Genomic DNA, 25,189 nt, shown 5'->3' on the forward strand with positions numbered 1-25,189 from the left:
CAGTCTTTCTTGTTTAAATATCTTGTTCTGTGTCGATTTTAGCCGGCTTTTTCAGCTCACGACCTTTCCATATCAGCCAAATTTGTGCCGCAATGTAAAGGGATGAATACACCCCTGTTAATAGTCCGACAAGTAAGGCGATGGAGAAGTTTGTAATAGATGCTGAACCGAAAACGAGAAGTGCAATCACCACAACAAGTACGGTGAGCACGGTGTTCACAGAACGCGTAAAGGTTTGCTGTAAACTTAAATTCACAATGTACGATAAATCTTCGATCGTTTTCGGTTTGCGTTTCTTCATTTGCTCACGCACCCTGTCGAAGGTGACAATCGTGTCATTGATTGAGTACCCAATGACCGTGAGTATCGCTGCAATGAAGGTGACATCCACCTCTAAACGCGTAATGCTAAAGAAGGCAACGATAAAGAATGCGTCGTATAGCAGAGAGACAATCGCTGCAATCGCCATTTTATACTCAAATCGGATAGATACATATAAGATAATCCCGATCGAAGCAATGATGACAGCGTATAATGCGTTACGTGCCAGCTCTTTTCCAACCGTCGGAGACACTGTACTTACGTTAGGCTCCGTTCCATATTTATCTTTGAAGTAATCTTTCACTTCAGCGATTTTTTCTTTATTCGGAACACCGACAAATCGAGCTGCTGCTTGATTTTCTTTTTGACCCGATAACACAACACTGTCTGTCTCAAGGTCTAGCTTTTTAAAATCTTGCTCCACCTGTTCTGTTGACAGTTTATGGTCACTTTGAATATCAACTCTAGTACCACTTGCAAAGTCAATACCTGCATTGAGCTTGAAGATCGACAGCACAATGATTCCAGCAATGGTAATGGCTGCCGAGAAAATCATAAAGCCTTTACGTTTGCTGACGAAATCCCATTTATCAAATGGTGTTTTCGGTTCAGTATTTTCAGTTGTTTCATGAATATCAATAATGTCTTTCTGACGAACCCCAAACCAGCCTTTTCTGCGGTCGAGATAACGGCTTTCTACAAGTAATCCAAGAAGGAATCTTGATAGGAAGACAGCCGTGATAAAGCTTGTCAAAATCGATAGGATAAGCATGGTTGCAAACCCTTTGACAGAGCTTGTTCCAAAGAAGAATAGAACCCCGCCGGCAATAATACTTGTTAAGTTTGCATCAAAGATCGTGGCAAATGATCTGCGGTTACCCGATCTGAAAGCAGAACGGACAGATTTACCGAGCTTGAGCTCTTCTTTAATCCGCTCATACGTAATAATGTTGGCATCTACAGCCATCCCTACCCCAAGAATCAATGCAGCGATTCCAGGCAGTGTCATGACCGCACCCATCCAGTCAAAGACTTGCAGTGTGATATAGATATAAGCTGACAGTGTAATGACAGCAACAAGACCTGGTAATCGGTAATAAAACAGCATGAATAAGAAGATAAATGCGATTCCTACAATTCCTGCGAAGACTGTTTCGTTTAGTGCTTGCTCACCAAACTGTGCACTCACAGATGTTGAATATTTTTCGGTTAATTTTACTGGCAATGCACCGGCATTTAAAATGCTCGCAAGGTCTTTTGCCTCTTGAACCGTAAAGTTTCCTTCGATTTGTACGTCACTGCTGTTAATTTCTTGGTTTACATTCGGCGCAGATACATACTTATGATTTGATTTAGAGACTTCTTTTTTGAAGGAATCTCCCTTATGATAATCAAGCCAAATGACAAGCTGATTGTTTGGTGCCATCGCCGCTACTTTTTTTGTCACGTCACCAAACTTTTTCGCATCCTTTAGTTTGACTGTCACGATCGGCTCATTCGTTTGATTGAATGTTTGTTTTGCACCATTTTCAACAAGATCAGATCCGTTTAGAAGCTCTTTGTCATTCGTATCTCTGAAGGAAAGCTGTGCTTCAGTCGATAGAATCTCCCGTGCTCTGTTTTGATCTTTTACGCCCGCAAGCTGTACGCGGATACGGTTGTTTCCTTCAATCGAAATGTTCGGCTCACTGACCCCAAGCACGTTGGCTCTTCGGTTTAAAGCCTCTACTGTACTGACGAGAACACCATTTGTGATCTTGTCTTCTTTTTTCACTGGGTGTACATCATACAGAACTTCAAATCCACCCTGTAAGTCCAGCCCTAGCGTCATATCTTTCGCAACGGGCTTCGTTAATAAGCCCACACCAGTTCCGATTAACAGAACCACTAAGAAAAACGCAAGTATGCGCCCTTTTTTCATTATGTATTTCCTCCTTAAACACCTGAATCCATTTAGATGGCTTATTTCAACAGTTCGTCCAGCATATTCTTGCCATCTTCACTGTCCAAAAAAGCAGACGTTTTAAACGACTGAACGGTTGCATAGTTCATAAATTCGCCAATTTTCACAGATAAAATATCTGCAACCATTTCATGAATCGGATACTCTTGTTTTTTCTTCCACTTCTTATTCTCTAAGTATGACCATAATTCCTCTAAATCTACATCTTTATAGCCCAAAACGATGAATTCTTCAAGCTTACTGAACAGAAAAGGCTTTAAATGGTCTTTGTATATAGCAGCCGGATGTTGTGTCAATGTGAGGCTCCCCCTTTTCAGTTTTTTATCGAGAGACTTGTCATGCTTGGACGATATACACGCATATCTTATTGTATATGATTCTATGTCGTTTGAGAAGGCAGGTGATCTGTGATTTGACGAAGCAAACGTTTTTAAAAGGGACCATTATTTTAATTTTAGCAGGTTTTATTACAAGAATATTGGGTTTTGTCAATCGAATTGTGATTGCAAGGTTCATTGGTGAAGAAGGCGTAGGGCTTTATATGATGGCAGCGCCTACCTTTTTTCTCGCCGTGACGCTGACACAATTCGGACTTCCTGTTGCGATTAGTAAGCTAGTCGCAGAAGCAGAAGCCCGTGGTGACAAACAGAAAACAAAACGCATTCTAGTGATGTCCCTTGCGATAACAGGAACACTCAGCCTGATTTTCACGCCGCTTTTTTTATGGTTTGCCCCTATTATGGCGGAAAATATGCTGACAGATCCTAGAACGGTCTATCCTCTGCTTGCCATTACACCAGTCGTACCCGTTATTGCAATCTCTAGTGTGTTAAGGGGCTATTTCCAAGGAAGACAGCAAATGAGCCCGCTTGCGATGTCGCAAGTACTAGAACAGGTCGCAAGAATTTCACTCGTAGCAGTATGTACAACAGCGTTCCTGCCTTATGGAATTGAATACGCAGCAGCAGGCGCCATGATTTCATCTGTCATCGGGGAAATGATTTCACTTGCTTACTTACTGATTGCCTTTCGTTATAAAAAGACCATCCGTATCCGAAAACGTTTTTTCAAGGCAATTCATGATGGGAAGGATACGTTTAAACAGCTCATGAGTATTGCCCTGCCAACGACAGGCAGCCGTTTCATCGGCAATATCTCGTGGTTTTTAGAACCGATTGTCGTCGCGCAAAGCCTTGCGATTGCCGGTTATGCAGCTGTGGAAGCAACAAGGCAGTACGGAGAATTGACAGGACTTGCGCTCACCCTTTTGACACTTCCTAGTTTTATCACGTATTCTCTCTCCACCGCACTAGTTCCAGCGATTAGTGAGGGGATGGAACAGAACAAACGCAAAACGGTCGAATACCGGCTCAAGCAGGCGATGCGCCTTTGTTTATTAAGCGGGGGCATTTCATGTATTATCCTTTTCGTGTATGCAGAAAATTTAACCCTCTTCATGTATGGTTCATCACATGCCGCTGTCTATGTAAAATTCATGGCCCCCTTCTTTTTGCTCTATTACTTTCAAGGGCCGTTGCAGGCTGTCCTTCAAGCATTAAATTTAGCTGGGGCAGCGATGACCAACAGCTTGATAGGAGCTGTTGTGAAAACAGGCATGATCTTTGTTCTTGCTTCACAGCCAAGCTTTGGCATTATGGGCGCAGCGCTTGCGATACTCATCGGCATCGTCCTTGTCACATTGCTCCATGCGGCAACTGTCGGTAAAGTGCTGCCTATTCATTTACCATTAAAAGAATATGGACTTTGCGTCCTTGTGATCATCGGTACTGGGGCAGTCAGTTTATGGATGAAACATCAAGCGAGCGGACTCTTTTCCGCCCCTTTGGAGCTTGTCATGATGATCTTTTTGACGTGCGTGCTGTATGTCATTCTATTAATCTGTCTTGGGCTAGTGAAACGAGAAGAGCTACGCCGCATCCCGTTTATTGGGAAGCTGCTTTAGCTCATTCTTTCTTGATCACTTCATCTTTCAAATCAATATAAAAATCCTTCTGATTAAAGCTACAGTAGGAAATCTGCTCGATGTCATCATAGCCTCTTTTGGCAAGCTCCTTTATCAGCCACTGTTCATCATGGTTGATCTGCTTGAGATGATCATGCTGAACCACACCGTCTGCAATAAGAGGGAGCTCAAGCGCTGCATGTTTGCGCTTGTTTTCTTTTTCAACAACGGCGAGCTTCCCTGAAGGCTCTAAGATGGCATATGAGACATCCTGGATACTATCGATGTTATTTTCTCTTAATTGAATCAGCAAATCATCAAAATTGTATCGCTGTTTTCTCATCGCACCCTCATCTATTTTTCCGTTGATGATGAGCAGGGCTGGCTTACCGTCGAGAAAACGCCGGACACCTTGAAATTTTAATGACAAATAGGCAAGGGTGATTTGAATGAAGGTTAACAGCAGGATCGGCCATACTGTATGTAACATGTGATCCTCTACTTCTTCTATGGCGAGCACCGCAATTTCAGCGATCATCATAAAAATAACAAGATCTAAAATACTCAGTTCCCCAATCTCCCTTTTGCCCATTAAACGAAAGATAAACCAAATGAGAAAATATAAAATGATCGTTCTCATGGAGATAATTAAGATGTCCTGCATATGATGTAACCCCTCCTTCTCCACCATAGCTTGTGTCAAAACACTTTATTTATGTAGAAAAGAAAGCCTCGGTTTTTATCACGAGAACATGTCTATTTTTTCTCCTCCGTGAATACATTTTAGTAAAAGACAAGCTTCGGTCAATTGGAGAGGAGACGAATCACATGCAGGAAACGAAACAAATAGGAAAAGGCATTTTATCTGGCTTAATTGCTATTTTTGTCGTGATGATTGTCACAAGCTTACTTGTATCACTGATGCTTACCTTCACAAGTATGCAGGAATCATCGTTTAAATGGATGATCATGATCTTGTCCTTTGCGGCACTTTTTCTAGGAGGAATGATTTCTGGAGGGAAAGCAAAGGAACGAGGCTGGCTCATTGGCGCCATGACCTCTTTTATCTTTTCACTCACTGTTTTTTTATTTCAATATTTAGGGTTTGGAGAAACCTTTTCACCAGAACAATTCATCTATCATGCAGCCTTTTTGGGAATTTGTATGCTAGGGGGAATGATTGGCGTTAATCTTCGGGGCAAATAAAAAAAGAGCGAATGATATCGCTCTTTTTTTATCGCTATGTATTGGAGGATTAACCTTTGTCAGCTAATTCTCTAATAGCACGTCGGTCGAAAGTTAAACGGTTGTTTTCGCTTGTTTTGATGACCACTTTTGATTCATCAATGTAGTCGATTTCACCGTGTAAACCACCGATTGTGACGATTTTATCGCCTTTTGATAAAGATTGCTGCATCTGACGCACAGCTTTTTGTTGCTTTTGCTGTGGACGGATTAACAAGAAGTAAAGCACAGCAAACATGACAACAATCATAATGATTGAACCCATACCACCATCCATTCTATCTCACCCCTTTCTAAAGCATTGTAAAGCCTTTCGTTTATGCGTTAAAAGTTTTTCGCATTCGGTTTGTTAAAGCCATAACGCTCAAAAAACTCTTCTCTAAAATCACCTAAACGATCCTCACGGATAGCTTCTCTCACTTGCTCCATTAATTTTAACAGAAAATGAAGATTATGATAAGTTGTTAATCGAATTCCGAACGTCTCATTTGTACGGATTAAATGTCTAATATAAGCGCGTGTGTAGTTTTTACATGTGTAGCAGTCACAGTTTTCATCGATTGGTCTGAAATCACGCTCATATTTAGCATTTTTCACAACAAGGCGTCCTTCACTTGTCATGAGCGTACCGTTTCTGGCAATTCGCGTCGGCAGTACACAGTCAAACATATCGACACCGCGAATCGCGCCGTCAATTAATGAATCTGGTGAGCCAACACCCATTAAGTATCTTGGCTTGTCATCCGGTAAAAATGGCGTTGTGAACTCCAGCACACGGTTCATCACATCTTTTGGTTCACCAACAGATAAACCTCCAATGGCGTAGCCTGGGAAATCAAGTGAAACAAGATCTTTTGCACTTTGTTTACGAAGCTCTTCGTATTCTCCGCCCTGCACAATGCCAAACAGCCCTTGATCCTCTGGACGTTGGTGCGCTGTTAAGCAGCGCTCTGCCCATCTGCTTGTCCGCTCTACAGAACGTTTCATATAATCGTACTCTGCTGGATACGGAGGGCATTCGTCAAATGCCATCATAATATCTGAGCCGAGCGCATTTTGAATCTCCATCGCTTTTTCAGGAGAAAGGAACAACTTATCTCCATTTAAGTGATTACGGAAGTGAACGCCTTCTTCTTCAATTTTTCTAAATTCACTTAAAGAAAACACTTGGAAACCGCCTGAATCTGTTAGAATCGCTCGATCCCAGTTCATAAATTTGTGCAGGCCGCCTGCTTCTTTGACAATGTCATGCCCCGGGCGCAGCCATAGATGATACGTATTGCTTAAAATGATGCCTGCTTCCATTGCTTTTAACTCTTCAGGCGCCATTGTTTTCACTGTAGCCAGTGTACCAACTGGCATAAATACAGGTGTTTCAAAGGAGCCGTGCGGTGTATGAACGCGTCCAAGACGTGCACCTGTTTGTTTGCATGATTTAATGAACTCATAACGTATCGGTAATTGCGACAAAAATGAGCCCTCCTGTCTTTGTTGTATGATGTTATTGAATCAGCATGGCATCGCCAAAACTGAAGAATCGGTATTCCTCTTTTACAGCCTCATTGTACGCTTTTAGGACGTGTTCTCGTCCAGCTAATGCACTGACAAGCATAATTAAAGACGATTTTGGCAAGTGGAAATTCGTGATCATGCCATCAATTGCCTTAAATGTGTAGCCTGGATAAATAAAAATCGACGTCCAGCCGCTTGACGCTTTGAATTCACCATCATAAGCACTTGCAATGGTTTCAAGCGTTCTTGTCGAAGTTGTTCCGACTGAAATAATCCGTCCGCCTTCTTTGCGCACGCGATTAAGTTCTTCTGCCGTTTCTTCATTCATTTCGTAAAACTCTGCGTGCATTTCATGTTCTTCAATGCGTTCAGCACTGACCGGTCGAAATGTGCCAAGCCCTACATGGAGCGTAATAAACGCAATATGCACTCCTTTTGCTTTCAGTGCATCCAGCAGTTCATTTGTAAAGTGAAGACCGGCAGTAGGCGCAGCAGCCGAACCAACCTCTTTGGAATAAACGGTTTGATAACGCTCACGATCGTCAAGCTGCTCTTTAATGTACGGAGGCAGCGGCATTTCACCTAAGGATTCAAGTACTTCATAAAAAATGCCTGTATACTGAAACTCAACTTTTCTTCCGCCATGTTCCAGTTCTTCTGTACATACCGCTTTTAATCGTCCATCACCAAATGTAATGACTGTTCCGTTTTTCACACGTTTTGCTGGTTTCACGAGCGTTTCCCATTTGTCTCCTTCTTCTTGTTTCAAAAGAAGCAGCTCCACTTTAGCACCCGTATCCTCTTTCGTTCCAAACAGACGTGCAGGCAATACACGTGTATTGTTTAAAACGAGACAATCACCCTTTTGAAAGTAATCTGTGATTTGCGAGAATGTATCATGTGTGATGCCACCTGTTTGTTTATTTAAGACCATCAGTCTTGATGCATCTCGTTTTTCAAGCGGCACTTGTGCAATCAATCTTTCTGGTAAATCAAAATCAAATAGTTCTAACTTCATTTCCTTCACCTATTCTGTAGTTAACTAGTTAACGTTATTTCATCCGTCCGAAGACATTGAGTAAAATGGTTAGGACGATGCTAATGACAATGCATGTAATCACAGGAAAAAAGAACGTTACGTTCCCTTTTTTCACGAAAATATCGCCTGGAAGTTTCCCAACCAATTGAAACACTAAACCTGCGGCAAAAAGGACACCACCTAAAATCATCAACATTTTAGGGAATTCAGTCACGAATCGGAACCTCCATATGAAAATGTTCATACGCTTCTCTTGTGACGACCCGCCCTCTTGGTGTTCTTTGCAGAAAACCAATTTGCAGTAAATACGGTTCGTACACATCTTCAATCGTATGTGATTCTTCTCCAATTGTCGCTGAGATCGTATCAAGTCCAACAGGACCGCCTCTAAATTTTTCAATCATACTTAAAAGCAGCTTATGATCGATATGATCAAGTCCGAGTCTGTCAACTTGCAGACGCTCAAGAGCATCTTCTGCAATTTCTTGTGTGATCGCATGATTTCCAAGCACCTGCGCAAAATCTCTCACTCTTCTGAGCAGACGATTGGCGACCCTCGGTGTGCCTCTAGATCTTCTTGCAATCTCTTCAGCTGAACGAATGTCGATCCCAATCTCAAACAGCTCGGCTGTTCTTGCTACAATGTGAGCCAAATCTCTTTGCTCATAGTATTCCAATCTTGCATGAACCCCAAACCTATCACGAAGCGGCGCTGTTAAAAGCCCAACACGGGTTGTAGCACCTACAAGCGTAAATGGCGGTAAATCAAGCCGCACAGAGCGTGCTGTATCTCCTTTTCCAATCACGATATCTAGACAAAAGTCCTCCATCGCTGGATATAGCACTTCCTCTATTGAACGCTGCAAGCGATGAATTTCATCAATAAACAGAACATCGCCAGGTTCAAGAGATGTTAAGATCGCCGCCAAATCGCCAGGGCGTTCAATCGCTGGTCCAGACGTTGTACGCAGCTGAACATTCATTTCATTGGCAATGATCGACGCAAGCGTTGTTTTTCCAAGTCCCGGCGGTCCATATAAAAGAACGTGATCCAGCGTTTCCTGCCTCATTCGGGCAGCTTCAATAAATACGCTGAGATTATCCTTTACTTTCTGCTGGCCAATATATTGACTAAGCGTCTGTGGACGCAGACTTTGCTCAATGGCTGATTCATGGTTGTCTGCTTCAGTTGAGACGAGCCGTTCATCCATGAGACATCACCCTATTTCAACATTTTTTGTAAAGCTTTTTTCACATATTGATCGGTTGTAAGATTCTTCTCTTCTTTTAATAAAGGAAGAACCTTTTTGATTTCACGATCACCATACCCAAGGACACTTAAGGCTTCAACCGCTTCATCTAAAGCGCTTTGCTGCGTTTCAATCTGGATATGATCCTCGTGGTTAAATAAGTTTCCTATCATTTCAGGCACCACATCTGCGAGCTTCCCTTTCAGATCTAGAATGATCTGACGTGCTGTTTTTTTGCCAACACCCGGGAATTTAATGAGGAAAGCTTCATCCTCTCGTTCGATCGCTGAAATGACAGCGCCAGGGTCACCGGAAGCAAGAATCGCAAGCGCACCCTTCGGTCCAATCCCTGTGACATTTAACAGTTTTGTGAACAACGCTTTTTCTTCTCGTGTTTGGAATCCATATAACGAAAAAGCGTCTTCCTTTATGTAATGATACGTATAAATCGTTTCTTGTTTTGTTACTCGATAGATAAACGGATTTGGGGTATAGACTTGATAGCCCACTCCGCCGTTTTCAATGACAACATATTGCGGGCACACATAATCAATGGTCCCTTTTACAAACTCTATCACCGTTTTCACCTCTTTGACTGTTCTCCATTGTAACATAAATCGAAGAGAAAACCGTAATAAAAGTTAACATACGTTCGCTCAGCCTTTTTTCATCGTCAACCCATGAAAAAGAGCTTGCGGTCTTCACACCAGCAAGCTGTCATACGATTAAAACGATTGTTCATTTCGGTAAGGTTTCATGACTTCAAGCACATGCTCAAATTCATCTTTTGTTCGAAACGGAATGCCTTGTGCAAGCTGCTGCTCTACATGACTTTCCAAGCGGGACGTATCAATTTGAAAAAAGAGATGAATAGGCTCCGCCCACCCGTCAGGCCTTCCATGAAACGTAGAAATCACGCCGTCTTCTGATAATCCGATATATCCATTTGCTTTACTCAAAGGCGATATATCGTCAATTTGCTTTCTAAAAAGGGCAAAATCCTCTCGCTGTTCTACCAATGTCCAGCCCTTATACTGGGCCCAAAATGTGTCTTTGTCTTCTAATGATGCCCGCTGTCTTTCAATACTTACATCGCCGTCTAGATAGACCTTTTCAAGCTGAACGTTGATGGTTTTTGACTCTTTTTGCAAGTGTTCTGCTGCTTCCATATCAACAGCGAAAAAGAGTACACTTGTCATGATAAGTCCTGTAACGAAATACTTTATTTTCACTTTCACTATTTACACCTCTTTAGAACATAAGATCGATGCATGACATATGTAGTTTGACCCATTTTGCTAAACATTAACCAAATCGATGTCTTGACACATATTGAGAGTCTTTCGTTGTATCCTTCGTGCGTAAATGTTATGTTTTATACAATCCATTGCTCTACCGAATTACATGGTTTTTTCATCATTCGTTTTTCAGCCGCATAAACTGAAACCAAAGAAGGTGAAGTCAATGTCAGATGTCAAAAGATTAGCCGAATCGATTCAGTATCAAGAAGAAAAGCGTTTTAATAAGCTCGTCTTTAAACCGGCTGAGCTTGAGCTGTGCGGCAAAGGAAGAAGTGCCTATGTATTTTCATACAAAAAAGACGGCAAAAAAATGGCGTTAAAAGTCTTTTTTCCTTCTTATCGAAACATCGCCCGCAAAGAGGCTGCAATTTATGAAAAACTTTCCGGCTCCTCCTATTATCCTGAGATTTACGAGTCTGGGGATCAGTATATTTTAATGGAATATATTAAAGGTTATACTTTCTATGAATGCCTGACAAAAGGAATTCCGATCAAAAAACAAATGATTGAACAAGTAGATGATGCATTGGAAGAAGCACGCGCGAAAGGTTTAAATCCTTCTGATATTCATCTGCGGAATTTAATTTTAACAAAGGATGGCCGCGTCAGGGTCATTGACGTCGCCCGCTTCACGCAAACGAAAACATGTCATCAATGGGATGATTTAAAAGCTGCATACGCCTATTATCAAAAACCTTTTTTCCCTAAAAAAGCGCCGCGTCTATGGCTTGAAGTGATTGCCTATTTGTATAAGAAAAACTGGCTGTCTCGAGGTCAGCTGAACAATCGAAATGATTTTACTGCATAATGAAAGCCGCTCGAAAAGAGAGGCTTTCAGATTGTTGACAAAGGGCTAAAATGTACTTTATTTTAGCTCTTTGTCTTCTCTTCAGCGTGATAGAAAACCTTTGCAGCCCTAGGAATGACGAGTACTGGCGCGGAGCGAATTTGACATTCGTGAGCACCGGCACGCAGGACTGACACCGAATGCGAGGGTTTGTCTACACGCTGAAAGCCGCTCTCTTTGAGCGGCTTTCTGTTTTATTCTGTTTCTACATGGATACTATTCACATTTAATAGGTTAATGATTTCATTATTCAGCTTAAACCAATGATTGGCTTCCTCAATTTTTTTATACACATCATAGGTAGCTGGACGTTTCAGCTCGAAATCGAGCACTTCCCCATTGTTCATATGAAATGTTACCTTAAATACTTTCATCATAAGATCACCTTCCACTCTGTCTTGTTCACTAACCGAATCGGTCAGCTCTTTTCATTCATTCTCTATTCAATCCGTTTCCCCTGCTTCTTTCCTTCTAAACACAAGAAGTTTAAATTTTGTTTAAATTCGCACAACATATCTATCTAGATACGCTTCAAAAGAAGTATATTGAATGAAAAGGAGGCTGTCTTTATGAAACAAAAGAAAAAACGAACATCTCCAGAGAGACAAACAGTTCTATTTCATTTAACAGATGCCCTCATCCCAAGTATTGAAACGATGGCGATTGCAGTAAAAGCATTTTTCCACCTCGTGAGAAAAGCCATTTCAGCCGTTTTATAAAACCCCGCACTAGAGGAGTGCGAGGTTTTTTTAGGATTGATAGATTTGACTGCCTTGATTGATAAACTCTTTTGCCTTCTTCTCCATCTCTCTTTTCACTTCTTCTGATTGGTTGCGGATGTCATGGGATATTTTCATACTGCAAAACTTTGGTCCACACATGGAACAGAAATGAGCGGTTTTAGCACCTTCAGCAGGCAATGTTTCATCATGGAATGCCAGCGCTCGTTCTGGGTCAAGTGACAGATGAAATTGATCCCGCCATCTGAATTCAAATCTCGCTTTTGATAAGGCATCATCACGCTTTTGAGCAGCAGGATGTCCTTTTGCTACATCAGCTGCATGTGCGGCGATTTTATAGGCGATGACACCTTCTCTTACATCTTCTTTGTTCGGCAGACCTAAATGCTCTTTTGGTGTCACATAGCACAGCATGGCTGTTCCATACCAGCCGATCATCGCCGCACCGATCGCGGATGTAATATGATCATATCCCGGTGCAATATCTGTTGTTAGAGGGCCTAACGTATAAAAAGGTGCCTCTTTGCATATCTCCATCTGCTTATCGACATTCTCTTTGATTTTATCCATAGGAACATGACCAGGTCCTTCAATCATGACCTGTACATCATGTTTCCAAGCGATCTCTGTCAATTCCCCTAACGTTTCCAGCTCTGCAAACTGTGCTTCGTCATTTGCGTCCGCAATGGATCCAGGTCTGAGCCCGTCCCCAAGCGAAAAGGCAATGTCATATGTTTTCATAATTTCACAAATTTCTTCAAAATGGGTATACAGAAAGTTCTCTTGATGATGAGCGAGACACCATCTTGCCATAATGGCTCCGCCTCTTGAAACAATTCCTGTGACACGGTCGACTGTGAGCGGAATATACCTTAACAGGACGCCCGCATGAATGGTGAAGTAGTCAACCCCTTGCTCTGCCTGTTCAATTAATGTGTCTCGGTATACTTCCCACGTCAAATTTTCTGCGATTCCATTCACTTTTTCAAGTGCCTGATAAATTGGGACCGTTCCTACTGGGACTGGGCAATTGCGGATAATCCATTCTCTCGTTGTATGAATGTCCTTTCCTGTAGACAGGTCCATCATCGTATCTGCCCCCCATCTAATTGCCCATGTCATCTTCTCCACCTCTTCTTCAATGGACGACGTCACAGCTGAATTGCCAATATTCGCATTAATTTTCACGTGAAAATTCTTTCCGATGATCATCGGCTCACTTTCTGAATGGTTGATATTCGCTGGAATGACCGCTCTCCCACTAGCCACTTCCTCTCTAACAAACTCAGGACTTAGCTGTTCTCTCAAAGCGATAAACTCCATTTCAGGCGTAATGATGCCCTTTTTTGCATAATGCATTTGCGTCACACAAGCACCTTGTTTCCCGCGGAGCGGTATATGATGAAAATCTGTATGGGCCGCTTGAAAGGATTCTTTCCCATTCAAGCGATATCCATTATCTTCTGGCTTTACTTGACGCCCTTCATAGCTTTCAGTATCTTCTCTTTCTTTAATCCATGCTGATCTCAGGCGCTTTAATCCCTTTGTGACATCAATATGAGCCTCCGCATCTGTATACGGTCCACTTGTATCGTACACACGAATCGGTTCATTTTCGATATCACCTGCTTGTGTCACTGTATTTGTGAGCACGATTTCTCTTTTTGGCACCAAAATGTCAGGTCTTGAGCCTTGTTCATATACCTTTCGACTGCCTTCAAAGTTTGATAATAAAGATTGCGTTGATGGAACATTTGTCTTTTCATTCATTTGCTGTTCTCTCCTTCTTTTCGTGTGACCGGTCAGGATGGAATCAGCACCAGCAAAAAACCAGATTCTATGTAAAGAACCTGGTTTCGTCGTCAGAAAAAAACATGTATGCCATTCATATGGCACATGTATCATCTTCAACTTCCCCACGCTGGTACGAGCCAGATCAGGTCCAAAGGGTTAAGAAGCTTGTCTTCTCTCTCAGCCCGCATTTCCGGGCACCCCTAGTCACTTATATTGATTTCCACAACAGTGTAGCATAGCTGAGAAATGAAAAAAAGAAGTTTTAGGAAAATAGTTCCTTTCCCCTACAATGAATACACGATCTTCACGATATACATCTTTCTATACACGATTTATCTCTCTCATTTCGATTAAATCAGAAATAATCATTGATCCTTTTCTCCTAATATGTATAATTAATCTAAACGGAGAATTTTTATACAAACATGATTCAAAGGAAGTTCTAGTCGATTGCAAACATTTCTTACATTTATCGTCGTTGGATTCTCAATTGCTCTACCTGTTGGAGCGATCACGGTTGAAATGACAAAGCAGGGATTAAAAAACGGATTCTTTCATGGATTAACTGTAGGCGCTGGTGGTATGACCATCGATATATTGCTCATCTTGGCTTTATATGCTGGATTTGCTCAATTTTTATCTTTGCCCTTTATCCAAATTCCGCTCTGGCTGATCGGTGCCATCTTTTTAATGATTCTTGCCTACGATTCGATTAAAAATGCGGATCAAGACATCCATTTAGCAGGAGAAAAAGTGAATAAATCATTCGCTAAAACATACCGAAATGGGCTGCTCGTCGCGGTATCACCTGGAAACCTTGTGTTCTGGGTATCTGTGTTTGGTGCTGTACTGGCAGATGCTTATACGAATACAAATTCATCTGAATTTATATTGGCTGCTGCGGGTATTTTGGCAGGGATTCTTCTTCATGACATCGGTCTTCTCACGATTGTTTCCCTAACAAGAAAAGTGATGAACCGAACAATGATTAAGTGGACTTCCATTATTGCCGGTATTTTATTACTTGGATTTGGCTGTTATTTCTTTTATGAATTTTATATCGGGATCAAAGTTTATTTTTAAAGAAAGGCTAAAGTTCGTCATGAACTTTAGCCTTTTTTATTCCAGCCTATCGGGTCATGCCTGTCTGACCTGTTTCAAATTGCGTTTTTCTCATATCTCTGAAGCGTGTAAATGCGCCTTCGTCTTTAATGACTTGGACAGCTCTTCCATCTGCATAACGAGTCGCTGCTTCTTCTACTTGTGATACACCCTCTGATGTCAAGCGCCCATCTGTTTTAAGAGCAATATACACATTTTCATCCGTCACCATGACTTGTGAGTCTGTCACATGGTTCATTTTGTTCACTCGGTTGGCGATTTTTCTTGAACGCTGGATGTTCTCTTGTTTATCGTAGCCAGAGAACGACATTTGGTTATGATAGTTCATATCTCCATGACTGTAGCGTCCATCTCCACCAGTAAGTGGCATTCTCACTTGATCCTGTGTAGGGCGTGAACGATCATCAACATTCGTTGTATTTCTTCCGTTCATTCCCTCCATAAGCTCAGAAACCGGTCCTTGATGATCTTGATTGTTGTCTGTTGCCTGTTGATTGGAGTGGTATCCAACTGGCTGGCCTGATTGATTATGACGTGTATCTACACCCGCATTGTTATTTGTACCACATGCCGTTAATCCAATAGGTAGAAGCACTAAGGCGATTGTTTTTTGCCATTTTTGTCTCAAACGAAAAACCCCCTGTACAAATTGAATCTCATGAGCGCAAAACAGGCTCTGTTTTAGCATGTACAGTTGAGGACAAAAACAAGCTGTCAGTTATAAACAAAAAAAGGAACGATTGAGATCGTCCCTTGTGTCATTAATCTTCTTCGTCTTCTTCTGGTCTTGCAAAAACAGATGGGTTTTGATAAGGCTGCTGCATATAAGGCTGTGCTGGATAAGCACCCATTTGACCATATGGAACAGGGTTTGGATAATGTCCAGGCCATGGTTGATGATGCTTCATACCATCATCGCATCCGCAGTCTTCCTTGCCATATGCTTCATTTGGAGCGTTTGGATAAAAGCCTTGATTGACATTGGCATTCACATTCGCGCCTGCATTTGGATGCATATGGTGGTGCCAGTGATGCCCGTCGTTTGCATGATGCTCATGATTTTCACCATAATAAGCCGGTGCTTGATACGCAGGATAATACGGCTGAGCCGCCGGGTAAGGGTACGGCATCATGTGATGGTGATAATACGGCTGTACCGGATAACAAAGGCCTGATCCCGGTAAAATAGGAGAAGCGGGTACCATTTGCTGCGGATATGGATACATTGCTGGCATGTAATGACCATAACCATAATAAGGATCATATGACTCTTGATGATGGTGGTGATGCTCTTTATTTTCAGCCATGCCCCCTACTGCTGCCCCTCCAACATTCGGCATTTGCGGGAAATTAGGAAGGTTTGGGTAATTACTATGCTCCATTTCTTTTCCCTCCTCTTTTTGATGTGGGATATGAATGAATGGATCATATCCCTTTGCCACTTCATCTTTGAAATGATCCTTATTTTCATGATGAAAATGGTCCTTGTGATCTTTATGATCCTTTTTCTCATGAACATGATCTTTCTTATCATGAACGTGATCTTTTTTCTCATGATGTTCTTTTTTGGGAGGAGGCGTGAATGGCTGGTAGAGATTCGTCTGATAATAGTTTACATCAACTTGTGGAAAAACTGGCTGTTCAATCTTTGGTACTGGTGGCACATAAGGTACCGGTTCATTCGGCTTTTCCTTCGGCTTCGTATCTTGAACTTGCACGACATCCTTTGGCTTTTCTTTTACATACGGGTGTTCTTTTGCTTTTGGCATTTCTTTTGCTTTGTGATGATCGGTTTTGACAGGAACACCACTAGATGGAATTTTGATTTTCATTCCTGGCATAATCAAATCTGGATTACTGAGCTGCGAATTTAATTTTTTCAATTCTTGAAAGTCGACTCCGTACTTCTTTGAAATTTTCCAAAGGGAGTCTCCTTTTTGCACAATATGAATTTTCAACGTTTTCCCCTCCTATGCAAAACGTGAACGTAGCGGTTATGTCAGAAGTACAATATGTTTCAACATAAATTTATGCCTATTTACAAGCCAATATGATAAAAACTTGTTTTCTGATAGGAGGGGACACTTCATTATTTAATGGTGAGCATCTTATTTAAAGCGAGCAATGCCTCTTTTGTCGTCTCTTCATTCACTTGAATCAAACCGACCGGCTCCCCTTTTTCAATGCTTTCAAGTGACCATAGTAGATGAGGCAGATCAATACGGTTCATTGTCAAACATGGACACATATCTGGATTGAGGGATTCGATTTGTTTGTCAGGGTGCTGGTCAATGATGCGTTTCACTAAATTCATTTCTGTTCCAATGGCCCACTTACTTCCTGCTGGTGCCTGCTTGATCGTATCAATAATAAATTTCGTTGAACCAGCTAGATCAGAAGCCTTTACGACTTCATGCGTACACTCTGGATGAACAAGAATCTGTATGTCACGGTCACGTTTTCTCATTTGTTCAATATTCTCAATGGTAAATTTCTCATGAACAGAGCAATGACCTTTCCATAAAATCATTTTGATTCGATGAAGCGGTTGGTCGGTGATGAGCTTTTCTTCTATTTGATCCCAGACAGCCATTTCCTCTAGCGGAATCCCTAAATCATAGGCCGTGTTACGCCCTAAATGCTGATCAGGAAGAAAAAGAATCCGCTCTTTTTGGGTCAGCGCCCACTCCAATACTTTTTTAGCGTTTGAAGATGTGACAGTCGATCCGCCATGTTTGCCGACAAATGCTTTAATATCAGCCGTTGAGTTTACATAAGTCAGCGGAAGGATCGTATCTCCAAACAGCTCAGTGAGCTGATCCCACGCCCTGTCTGTTTGTTTCATATTCGCCATATCTGCCATTGAACAACCTGCTCTCATATCTGGCAAAAAGACGTGCTGATTCTTTTTTGATAACATATCGGCCGTTTCTGCCATAAAATGAACCCCGCAAAATACAATGTATTCTGCTTCGTGATTGTCAGCAGCAATTTGTGCAAGCTGCAATGAATCACCTGTCACATCAGCAAATTGGATGACTTCATCTTTTTGATAATGATGACCCGGTATAAAAAGCTTTGATCCAAAAGCGCGTTTAATCTCTAATACTCTCTCTTTCATTTCATCATAAGAGCGCTGTTTATATTCATCTGGCATCATGGCTGTATGCTGCGCTGCTAACACATCAAGCATGGACATGAGTCGTTCCCCCTTTATGGCTGAATTCCATATTCATACTAAAATCGAATGATGGAGCAGAATGTGTGAGAAATCCAAGTGAAATAAGGTCTACACCTGTCCCTCGGTAGTTAGCCACATTCTCTAACGTGATGCCGCCTGATGCCTCTGTCAATATAGTTTCAGGGGTCATTTGTTTAAAGCGCTTCACTTCGTCTGGAGAGCAGTTGTCAAACATGATGACATCTGCTTTGGCTTCAATGGCTTCCATCAGCTGTGCTTCTGATTCAATTTCCACTTCAATTTTCACCATATGACCGGCGTATGCTCTTGCTTTCTCCACAGCTTCCCTGATAGAACCACAAGCCGCAATATGATTATCTTTAATCATCACCCCATCGGATAAGCCGAAACGATGATTCTTTCCGCCTCCAACTTTTACTGCGTACTTCTCCAGCATGCGCAGACCGGGTGTCGTCTTTCTCGTATCACAAATCGTAATAGACGGATCAGCTAATCGCTCTACTGCTTCATGCGTTAGTGTAGCAATCCCTGTCATTCTTTGCAGGATATTCAACACCACCCGCTCCCCTTTCAGCAAGTCGTTGACGGGACCAGTTATTTGTGCCAGTACAGCCCCTTCATGAATCCAATCACCTTCCTGGAAAAACAGCTCAGTTTGAACTTGTTCATTCAGCAGTTTGTATCCCATATCAATGACTTGTGTCCCGGCCAATACGCCTGATTGTTTCGCCATGATGTAAGCTGTTCCTTTCTTGTCTCCAAAGATGGCATCAGCGGATACATCTCCAAACCCAATATCTTCTTTTAAAAAATGAGTGAGCATTTGCTTTAACTGTAAACGTTCCATTTGGCACCAATCCTTTCATTTTTTACGGTATAAATATGGCCCTGTTCATGTACAATCTGTTTTGCTCGCCACGAAGCATCGTGCCGATTTGGATAATCGGTGCGATAATGACCGCCCCTGCTTTCTGTTCGGAGTAATGCGGATTTGACAAGGCATATGGCTAAAGCCCATTGATTCGTTATTTCGATCTGTTCATTTGTGATATTCTTCACATTGATTTGCTGAAAAGAGACTTGTTCTAAATGATCGAGCAAAGTCTGTAAGCCTTTCTCATCTCTCACAATTGCGGCATATGCTGTCATCCATTTTCTGAGCTGAGCCTGTGACACCGTTGGGACAGACCATACTTCTTGAATGGAAAGAGCAGGGTTTTTATCTTGCTGGGCTTGCAACCGCTCAACATACCGTGCCGCCTTGTTTCCTAAAACGAGACCTTCTAAGAGCGAATTACTTGCCAGTCGATTGGCGCCGTGTAAACCTGTACAAGCTACTTCACCAATGGCGAAAAGTGATGGAACAGTTGTTTCTCCATGTTCATTCACCTTAATTCCACCCATTAAAAAGTGCATACCGGGTGAAACTGGCAGCCTTCCGCTTGCCATATCAACTCCCGCACGCTGACACATCGAAGCAATCGCAGGAAAACGTGCAGAAAAATGCGGAATATCACGGATGTTAAGATAAATGGAATGACCGAATTGCTGCTCATGGAAAATGGTCCTTGCCACCACATCTCTAGGCGCTAAATCGCTCTGCGGGTGGATTCCTTTCATGATGCGCCTACCTGATTCATCTTCTAAAGAGGCGCCCTCTCCCCTGACTGCCTCTGATACGAGACCAATCGCTTTACCTGAAGTGGTCAAAAGGGTCGGATGGAATTGCACAAATTCGAGATCTACTAGCTGTGCCCCTGCGCGATAGGCCATCATCAGACCATCTCCTGTCACAGACGGATCATTTGTGTTTGTTTCATATAAGGATCCACAGCCGCCAGTGGATAATACAACTGCATCTGCGGTCATTGTATGTACATGACCTTTTTCGTCTTTCCACACGACACCGGTACATACCCCTTCATGAACTAATAGATCCATGACATGATGATTTTCGTATACATGAATGTGTGAGCCGAGCTTCCCTTTCAAAAACTGCACGAGGGTTTTTCCCGTTTGATCTCCTCCTGCATGCAGAATACGATGGGTCGTATGGGCTCCCTCTTTACCTAACTGCGGAATTCCCGTTTCATCTCGATCAAATGGGCAGCCCTCTTCTACGAGCTTCTTTACAAGATCTTTTCCATGACGGACGATCTCCTGTACAGTTTTGTCATCATTGTGACCACACCCCGCAGCTAAAGTGTCTTGCACATGCTGATCGACAGAATCATGTGCAGAAAAGGCTGCAGCGATTCCCCCTTGTGCGAGCATGGAATTACTAGAGGAAAATTGTTTTTTTGTCATCATGATGACTTGGCAGTTCTCTGAGATCGTATTCACAAAGGAAAGAGCCGCAATGCCCGACCCCACCACAATGACTTTTTTGATAGATGACACAATTGCCCCTCCTGTCATTTACACCTGTCTTGACACATATCATTACACAACACTACAATAAATACAAGAAAAAATTTTCACACAGGAGATGGATGGATTTGATTTATTTAGATTATGCAGCTTCTACACCTGTTTCTGAGGAATCACTGCATGTATTTCAGCAGTTGAGCAAAGAATGTTACGGAAATGCGAGCAGCCTGCATGATGCAGGAGGAAGAGCAAATGAAATCTTGGCTTACAGCAGACAATCACTTGCAGCGATTCTAGGGGGCGAACCTGATGGCATTTACTTTACAAGTGGCGGAACTGAATCCAATATCCTTGCGATTCAATCGATCATAAATGGGCTGCCTCCACATAAACAGCATGTCATTACCACATCAGTAGAGCACCCTTCCGTTCATCATGCGGTCAATGCCTTACAGCGTCTCGGTGTGAAGGTGACGGTCATAGAACCGAATCAAGAAGGAATTATCACAAAGGAGATTCTCAAACAGGCTCTATTGCCTGAAACCGGACTAGTATCCATCCAGCATGCCAACTCAGAAACTGGGATTATTCAGCCATTAGCTGAATTAGCAACGCTCTTAAAAGAAAGAGATATTCTTTTTCATACAGATGCAGTGCAGACATTCGGAAAAATGCATGTGTCGATTAAAGAACTTGGGGTTGATGCCCTCTCCATTTCGAGTCATAAAGTTTATGCACCTAAGGGCGCCGGTGCTGTCTATATGGGGGCACATGTCCCTTGGAAGCCTATATATCAAGATACTGTACAGGAAAATGGTCTACGCCCAGGGACAGTGAACGTTCCATGCATCGGTGCTTTTGTTGCCGCGAGCGAGCAAATCATGTTGAAAATAGATCAACAGCAGCAGCTGGATATTCAGCTTCGTGATTATTTTCTTCAGCAGCTAAAAAAACGGAAGCTGCCTGTCCGCATGCTGCAAGAAAGTGACCAGCGCCGCATGCTGTCTCATATTATTGGTTGTTTTTTTGAAGGGTTTGAAGGACAATATGTAATGTTAGCTTGTAACCGGCATGGGATTTGTATATCCACAGGAAGTGCATGCGCTTCTGGTTATCATCACCCTTCCCCTGCTGTAAAGGCATTACATGTATCAGATCGTGATGCCCTTCAATTCATTCGACTATCATTTGGACGAGGATCATCAAAGGATGACATCGATCAGCTTTTGCATACATTTGAAAGCTTGCAAAAGGAGAAGAAAGGAGCATAAACGTGGAACAAGAGAGAAAACTCATTGGCGAAGAAAGAAGAAACGCCATTTTAAAGTGGCTACAAGAGACTGATACACCACTCACCGGAAGTTTTTTAGCTAAAAAAGCCGCTGTCTCACGACAAGTCATTGTACAAGATATTTCATTACTCAAAGCAAAAAACGAACCCATTATTGCCACAAGCCAAGGCTATGTGTATATGGCGCAGCATACACCGGAAACTGAAATTGAACAGATTATCGCTTGCAAGCACGATCCTCATCGTACAGAAGAGGAGCTGACACTGATTGTAGACTACGGTGTAACGGTGAAAGACGTGATCATTGAGCACCCTGTCTACGGGGAGCTGACGGCCTCTATTCGAGTGAGTACGCGCAAACAAGTGGCTGACTTCGTTCATCATATTTCTAATACGGGCGCCTCCTACTTATCAGAGCTGACAGACGGCGTACACTTACATACCCTTACTTCATACAGCCAAAAGCAGCTTGACCAAGCCATTCAAGCGCTTGATGACGCTGGATTTCTCATTAAAGACTAAAAAAATAGTGTCCCCAAGAGGACACTATTTTTCATTCGTTAATTCATATGTTTGATAGCTGCCGAGTAGTTTCACTTCACAGCCAATCGCTTCTAATTCTTGAATGGCCCCAGGGACAAGTACATCATCCATCTCTTTTTCGATATCAATGATAAATAAATAGTGTCCAAGGCCTGTTTTTGTCGGACGCGATTCAATTTTGGACAAATTGAGATTCCGCCATGAAAAAGCTGATAACACGCGGTGCAATGCACCAGACTGATCATCCTTTGGCAGGCTGACAACAATGGTCGTTTTTGGCTTTGAAGAAAAACCAGAATTCATTGGGAACGATGCCTTCGCCTCTTTATGTAAAATAACAAAACGTGTATGATTGTGCGGATAATCATGAATGTCTTTTTTCGCAATCGTCAATCCGTACGTTTTTGCGGCGATTTCATTCGCAATCGCACCAACAGCTTCATCTGGATGCTCACTGATGTATTTTGCTGCATAGCCTGTTGATTCCACTGGCCGATGCGGGATATTAGGAAACTGTCTCTTCAAAAATTGATGACACTGCGCAATGGCGTGCGGATGTGACTGAATCACATCTAATGTCTCCCAGCTCTCCGCTCTCGATGGATGGACAAGCAGGTGCTGGCGAATCGGTGCTGTCATTTCGCCCACAATGGACAAAGCGTCCTCATGAATTAAATAATCAATTGTTAAGTTCACAGATCCTTCGAGTGCATTTTCAAGTGGAACGACCGCCAAATCTACTTCTCCCTTTGACACGGCATCCATACATTGCGGAATGGTTGCATAAGCCCGCTGCTCTGCATCTTTTGGAAAACAAGAACAGACAGCCAAATGAGTAAATGTGGCCTCTGGTCCAAAGTAACCTACCGTTAATTGCTTCATCTGCTATGATCTCTCCTTTTACGCCCCAGAACCTAGAATTTCAACTTTTTCGACAAATTCAAGTTTTCTTAATTGATTCATGACTGTATTGATATCATCTGCCATGCCGGCCGTACTGATCGACAGGGTAACATTCGCTCTTCCTTGCAGCGGAATCGTTTGGTGAATGGATAACACATTACAACCAGAGTCAGCCACAATTTGCAGCAGCCTAGACAAAGCCCCAGACCGATCCTCCAGGTGGAAAAACAATGTGATGATCTGCTCTTTGACCATTGTATAAAATGGAAAAACAGCATCTCGATATTTATAAAAAGCACTGCGGCTTAAATCCGCTTTTTGAACAGCATCGGCAACTGAATCCGCTTTTTTGCGATCGAGAAGCTTTTTGACTTCAAGCGTTTTTCGCATCGCATCCGGAAGTACATCCTCTCTTACTAAATAGAACGTTTCTTCTTTCACCTGTTTTCTCCCCTTTTAAAAACGGGAGAGCCCATGAACTGGACCCTCCTTTTGATCAATCGATAAATTCAAATTCAAATTCAAGCAGACGAATGATGTCTCCATCTTTTGCACCACGTTCACGCAGGGCATCATCAACGCCCATTCCGCGCAGCTGTCTAGAGAATCGTTTCACTGACTCGTCTCTTGAGAAATCTGTCATCTTAAACAGTCGCTCAAGTGCTTTACCAGTTAAGACAAACGTACCATCAGGATCTCTTGAGATCTCAAATGCTGCTTCTCCTTCATCAAACTTGTACATCACACGGTTATCAGAGAGCTCTTCTTCATTGTAGAGCGGGAATTCCGGTGTTGTTTCAAGCTGATTGGCGATTTCAAATAAGAGCTCACGAAGCCCTTCTCTTGTGATCGCACTAATTGGGAACACTTTATAGTCATCTGTTAATTTTTCTTTAAATGCCGCTAGATTGTCAGCTGCATCCGGCATGTCCATTTTGTTCGCTACAATGATTTGCGGACGCTCTGTCAATCTCATATTGTATTGCTCAAGCTCTTCGTTAATCGTCACGTAATCTTCGTATGGGTCACGCCCTTCAAGTCCAGACATATCAATGACATGGACAATGACACGTGTACGTTCAATGTGGCGTAAAAATTGATGACCTAAGCCAACACCTTCGTGCGCTCCTTCGATCAGTCCTGGCAGATCCGCCATGACAAAGCTTCGGTTATCGTCGGTTTCAACAACTCCGAGGTTTGGCACAAGCGTTGTAAAATGATAATCCGCAATTTTTGGTTTCGCAGAAGAGACAATCGAAAGCAGCGTTGACTTCCCGACACTTGGGAAACCAACAAGTCCAACATCTGCAAGTACTTTTAATTCTAAGATGACGTCACGTTCTTTACCTGGCTCACCGTTTTCAGACAGCTGTGGTGCAGGGTTTGCTGGTGTTGCGAAGCGTGAATTTCCACGTCCGCCACGTCCACCTTTGGCAATCACAGCCCGCTGTCCATGCTCTGTCAAGTCAGCTAGTACTTGTTCCGTCTCAGCATCTGTCACAACTGTACCCGGCGGAACTTTAACAATCATTTCTTCCGCATTTCGACCATGCTGGTTTTTACTCATTCCATGCTCACCGCGGTCCGCCTTGAAATGACGCTTATAACGAAAGTCCATTAACGTTCTGAGTCCTTCGTCTACTTCAAATACTACATCTGCACCATTTCCGCCGTCGCCGCCTGCTGGCCCGCCTTTTGGCACATATTTTTCACGACGGAACGCCACCATACCGTTTCCGCCGTCACCGCCTTTAACATACACTTTAACCTGATCTACAAACAT

General features: G+C 42.6%; 27 protein-coding genes and 1 riboswitch. Of the genes, 7 read left to right on the plus strand and 20 right to left on the minus strand.

Going from position 1 to position 25,189, the window contains the following annotated elements:
• Positions 1-13: 13 nt before the first annotated feature.
• Together secDF and NSQ11_RS12565 are read right to left on the minus strand one after the other, a co-directional pair.
• On the minus strand, positions 14-2,242 hold the full coding sequence (gene secDF, locus NSQ11_RS12560) for a protein translocase subunit SecDF (protein ID WP_342501117.1): 2,229 nt from the start codon (positions 2,240-2,242) through the stop codon (positions 14-16).
• A 41-nt stretch (positions 2,243-2,283) separates the two neighbouring features.
• Positions 2,284-2,580 (minus strand): post-transcriptional regulator, encoded by a 297-nt coding sequence (locus NSQ11_RS12565; RefSeq protein WP_003216788.1) that lies wholly within the window; start codon positions 2,578-2,580, stop codon positions 2,284-2,286.
• Positions 2,581-2,696: 116 nt separating this feature from the next.
• Between NSQ11_RS12565 and spoVB the strand changes: the two genes are divergently transcribed.
• Complete coding sequence (gene spoVB / locus NSQ11_RS12570; RefSeq protein WP_019743030.1) at positions 2,697-4,247, plus strand: stage V sporulation protein B; 1,551 nt, start codon at positions 2,697-2,699, stop codon at positions 4,245-4,247.
• A 1-nt stretch (position 4,248) separates the two neighbouring features.
• Here the strand turns inward: spoVB and NSQ11_RS12575 are convergent, their stop codons facing one another.
• Positions 4,249-4,911 carry a DUF421 domain-containing protein gene (locus NSQ11_RS12575; protein ID WP_019743031.1) on the minus strand — a complete coding sequence of 221 codons (663 nt, stop codon included), beginning with the start codon at positions 4,909-4,911 and terminating at the stop codon, positions 4,249-4,251.
• A gap of 164 nt (positions 4,912-5,075) precedes the next feature.
• Between NSQ11_RS12575 and NSQ11_RS12580 the strand changes: the two genes are divergently transcribed.
• Positions 5,076-5,453, plus strand: coding sequence for a TIGR04086 family membrane protein (locus NSQ11_RS12580; protein WP_007501492.1), 378 nt, complete (start codon positions 5,076-5,078; stop codon positions 5,451-5,453).
• Between the two features lie 49 nt (positions 5,454-5,502).
• Here NSQ11_RS12580 and yajC read toward each other — a convergent pair whose 3' ends face one another.
• From yajC to NSQ11_RS12615, 7 genes are all read right to left on the minus strand, one after another.
• Entirely contained in the window at positions 5,503-5,769 is a 267-nt protein-coding gene (gene yajC / locus NSQ11_RS12585; protein ID WP_003216659.1) for a preprotein translocase subunit YajC, read from the minus strand.
• Between the two features lie 47 nt (positions 5,770-5,816).
• Positions 5,817-6,962 (minus strand): tRNA guanosine(34) transglycosylase Tgt, encoded by a 1,146-nt coding sequence (gene tgt / locus NSQ11_RS12590; protein ID WP_008342748.1) that lies wholly within the window; start codon positions 6,960-6,962, stop codon positions 5,817-5,819.
• 31 nt (positions 6,963-6,993) lie between these two features.
• Positions 6,994-8,022, minus strand: a complete 1,029-nt coding sequence (gene queA / locus NSQ11_RS12595) for a tRNA preQ1(34) S-adenosylmethionine ribosyltransferase-isomerase QueA (protein ID WP_046344118.1) — start codon at positions 8,020-8,022, stop codon at positions 6,994-6,996.
• Between the two features lie 34 nt (positions 8,023-8,056).
• Positions 8,057-8,257, minus strand: coding sequence for a DUF2905 domain-containing protein (locus NSQ11_RS12600; RefSeq protein ID WP_008342752.1), 201 nt, complete (start codon positions 8,255-8,257; stop codon positions 8,057-8,059).
• Positions 8,250-9,254, minus strand: coding sequence for a Holliday junction branch migration DNA helicase RuvB (ruvB, locus tag NSQ11_RS12605; protein ID WP_136944770.1), 1,005 nt, complete (start codon positions 9,252-9,254; stop codon positions 8,250-8,252). The genes NSQ11_RS12600 and ruvB overlap by 8 nt, the downstream gene beginning before the upstream one ends.
• Positions 9,255-9,265: 11 nt before the next feature.
• Positions 9,266-9,871, minus strand: coding sequence for a Holliday junction branch migration protein RuvA (ruvA, locus tag NSQ11_RS12610; RefSeq protein WP_017358123.1), 606 nt, complete (start codon positions 9,869-9,871; stop codon positions 9,266-9,268).
• A 147-nt stretch (positions 9,872-10,018) separates the two neighbouring features.
• Complete coding sequence (locus NSQ11_RS12615) at positions 10,019-10,531, minus strand: intercompartmental signaling factor BofC (RefSeq protein ID WP_008342756.1); 513 nt, start codon at positions 10,529-10,531, stop codon at positions 10,019-10,021.
• A gap of 226 nt (positions 10,532-10,757) precedes the next feature.
• Here NSQ11_RS12615 and NSQ11_RS12620 point away from each other — a divergent pair, with 226 nt between their 5' ends.
• Positions 10,758-11,402 (plus strand): serine/threonine protein kinase, encoded by a 645-nt coding sequence (locus NSQ11_RS12620; RefSeq protein ID WP_017367714.1) that lies wholly within the window; start codon positions 10,758-10,760, stop codon positions 11,400-11,402.
• Between the two features lie 233 nt (positions 11,403-11,635).
• On the opposite strand, the gene NSQ11_RS12625 is transcribed toward NSQ11_RS12620, so the two are convergent.
• Entirely contained in the window at positions 11,636-11,818 is a 183-nt protein-coding gene (locus tag NSQ11_RS12625; RefSeq protein ID WP_008342761.1) for a hypothetical protein, read from the minus strand.
• 192 nt (positions 11,819-12,010) lie between these two features.
• Between NSQ11_RS12625 and NSQ11_RS12630 the strand changes: the two genes are divergently transcribed.
• The gene (locus NSQ11_RS12630) at positions 12,011-12,160 is read left to right on the plus strand and encodes a hypothetical protein (RefSeq protein ID WP_164071257.1); all 150 of its coding nucleotides are present in this window, start codon (positions 12,011-12,013) and stop codon (positions 12,158-12,160) included.
• Between the two features lie 30 nt (positions 12,161-12,190).
• Here the strand turns inward: NSQ11_RS12630 and thiC are convergent, their stop codons facing one another.
• On the minus strand, positions 12,191-13,951 hold the full coding sequence (thiC, locus tag NSQ11_RS12635) for a phosphomethylpyrimidine synthase ThiC (RefSeq protein ID WP_342501118.1): 1,761 nt from the start codon (positions 13,949-13,951) through the stop codon (positions 12,191-12,193).
• 126 nt (positions 13,952-14,077) lie between these two features.
• A riboswitch (TPP riboswitch) is annotated at positions 14,078-14,187 on the minus strand.
• Between the two features lie 238 nt (positions 14,188-14,425).
• Here thiC and NSQ11_RS12640 point away from each other — a divergent pair.
• Positions 14,426-15,058, plus strand: coding sequence for a LysE family transporter (locus NSQ11_RS12640; RefSeq protein WP_008342767.1), 633 nt, complete (start codon positions 14,426-14,428; stop codon positions 15,056-15,058).
• A gap of 46 nt (positions 15,059-15,104) precedes the next feature.
• Here NSQ11_RS12640 and NSQ11_RS12645 read toward each other — a convergent pair whose 3' ends face one another.
• From NSQ11_RS12645 to nadB, 5 genes are all read right to left on the minus strand, one after another.
• On the minus strand, positions 15,105-15,725 hold the full coding sequence (locus NSQ11_RS12645; RefSeq protein ID WP_008342769.1) for a YhcN/YlaJ family sporulation lipoprotein: 621 nt from the start codon (positions 15,723-15,725) through the stop codon (positions 15,105-15,107).
• 133 nt (positions 15,726-15,858) lie between these two features.
• Positions 15,859-17,055 carry a SafA/ExsA family spore coat assembly protein gene (gene safA / locus NSQ11_RS12650; protein ID WP_048001812.1) on the minus strand — a complete coding sequence of 399 codons (1,197 nt, stop codon included), beginning with the start codon at positions 17,053-17,055 and terminating at the stop codon, positions 15,859-15,861.
• Between the two features lie 131 nt (positions 17,056-17,186).
• The gene (nadA, locus tag NSQ11_RS12655; protein ID WP_052320804.1) at positions 17,187-18,296 is read right to left on the minus strand and encodes a quinolinate synthase NadA; all 1,110 of its coding nucleotides are present in this window, start codon (positions 18,294-18,296) and stop codon (positions 17,187-17,189) included.
• Positions 18,283-19,146 carry a carboxylating nicotinate-nucleotide diphosphorylase gene (gene nadC, locus NSQ11_RS12660; protein WP_017358129.1) on the minus strand — a complete coding sequence of 288 codons (864 nt, stop codon included), beginning with the start codon at positions 19,144-19,146 and terminating at the stop codon, positions 18,283-18,285. Before nadC ends, nadA begins: the two co-directional genes overlap by 14 nt.
• Positions 19,128-20,699 (minus strand): L-aspartate oxidase, encoded by a 1,572-nt coding sequence (gene nadB, locus NSQ11_RS12665; RefSeq protein ID WP_342501119.1) that lies wholly within the window; start codon positions 20,697-20,699, stop codon positions 19,128-19,130. The genes nadC and nadB overlap by 19 nt, the downstream gene beginning before the upstream one ends.
• 92 nt (positions 20,700-20,791) lie before the next feature.
• Between nadB and NSQ11_RS12670 the strand changes: the two genes are divergently transcribed.
• Complete coding sequence (locus tag NSQ11_RS12670; RefSeq protein WP_017358131.1) at positions 20,792-21,940, plus strand: IscS subfamily cysteine desulfurase; 1,149 nt, start codon at positions 20,792-20,794, stop codon at positions 21,938-21,940.
• 2 nt (positions 21,941-21,942) lie between these two features.
• Positions 21,943-22,482, plus strand: a complete 540-nt coding sequence (locus NSQ11_RS12675; protein ID WP_017358132.1) for a transcription repressor NadR — start codon at positions 21,943-21,945, stop codon at positions 22,480-22,482.
• 24 nt (positions 22,483-22,506) lie between these two features.
• Here NSQ11_RS12675 and pheA read toward each other — a convergent pair whose 3' ends face one another.
• Genes pheA through obgE form a run of 3 tightly spaced genes read right to left on the minus strand, consistent with a single transcriptional unit; the run spans position 22,507 to position 25,189 of the window.
• A complete protein-coding gene (gene pheA, locus NSQ11_RS12680) occupies positions 22,507-23,385 on the minus strand; it encodes a prephenate dehydratase (RefSeq protein ID WP_017358133.1) in 879 nt (292 codons plus the stop codon).
• 18 nt (positions 23,386-23,403) lie between these two features.
• A complete protein-coding gene (locus NSQ11_RS12685; protein WP_008342790.1) occupies positions 23,404-23,847 on the minus strand; it encodes an ACT domain-containing protein in 444 nt (147 codons plus the stop codon).
• 55 nt (positions 23,848-23,902) lie between these two features.
• Positions 23,903-25,189: a GTPase ObgE gene (gene obgE, locus NSQ11_RS12690; RefSeq protein ID WP_007501521.1), complete on the minus strand. Its 1,287-nt coding sequence runs from the start codon at positions 25,187-25,189 to the stop codon at positions 23,903-23,905.

Source organism: Bacillus sp. FSL W7-1582, from assembly GCF_038593325.1.
Taxonomy (GTDB): domain Bacteria; phylum Bacillota; class Bacilli; order Bacillales; family Bacillaceae; genus Bacillus; species Bacillus altitudinis.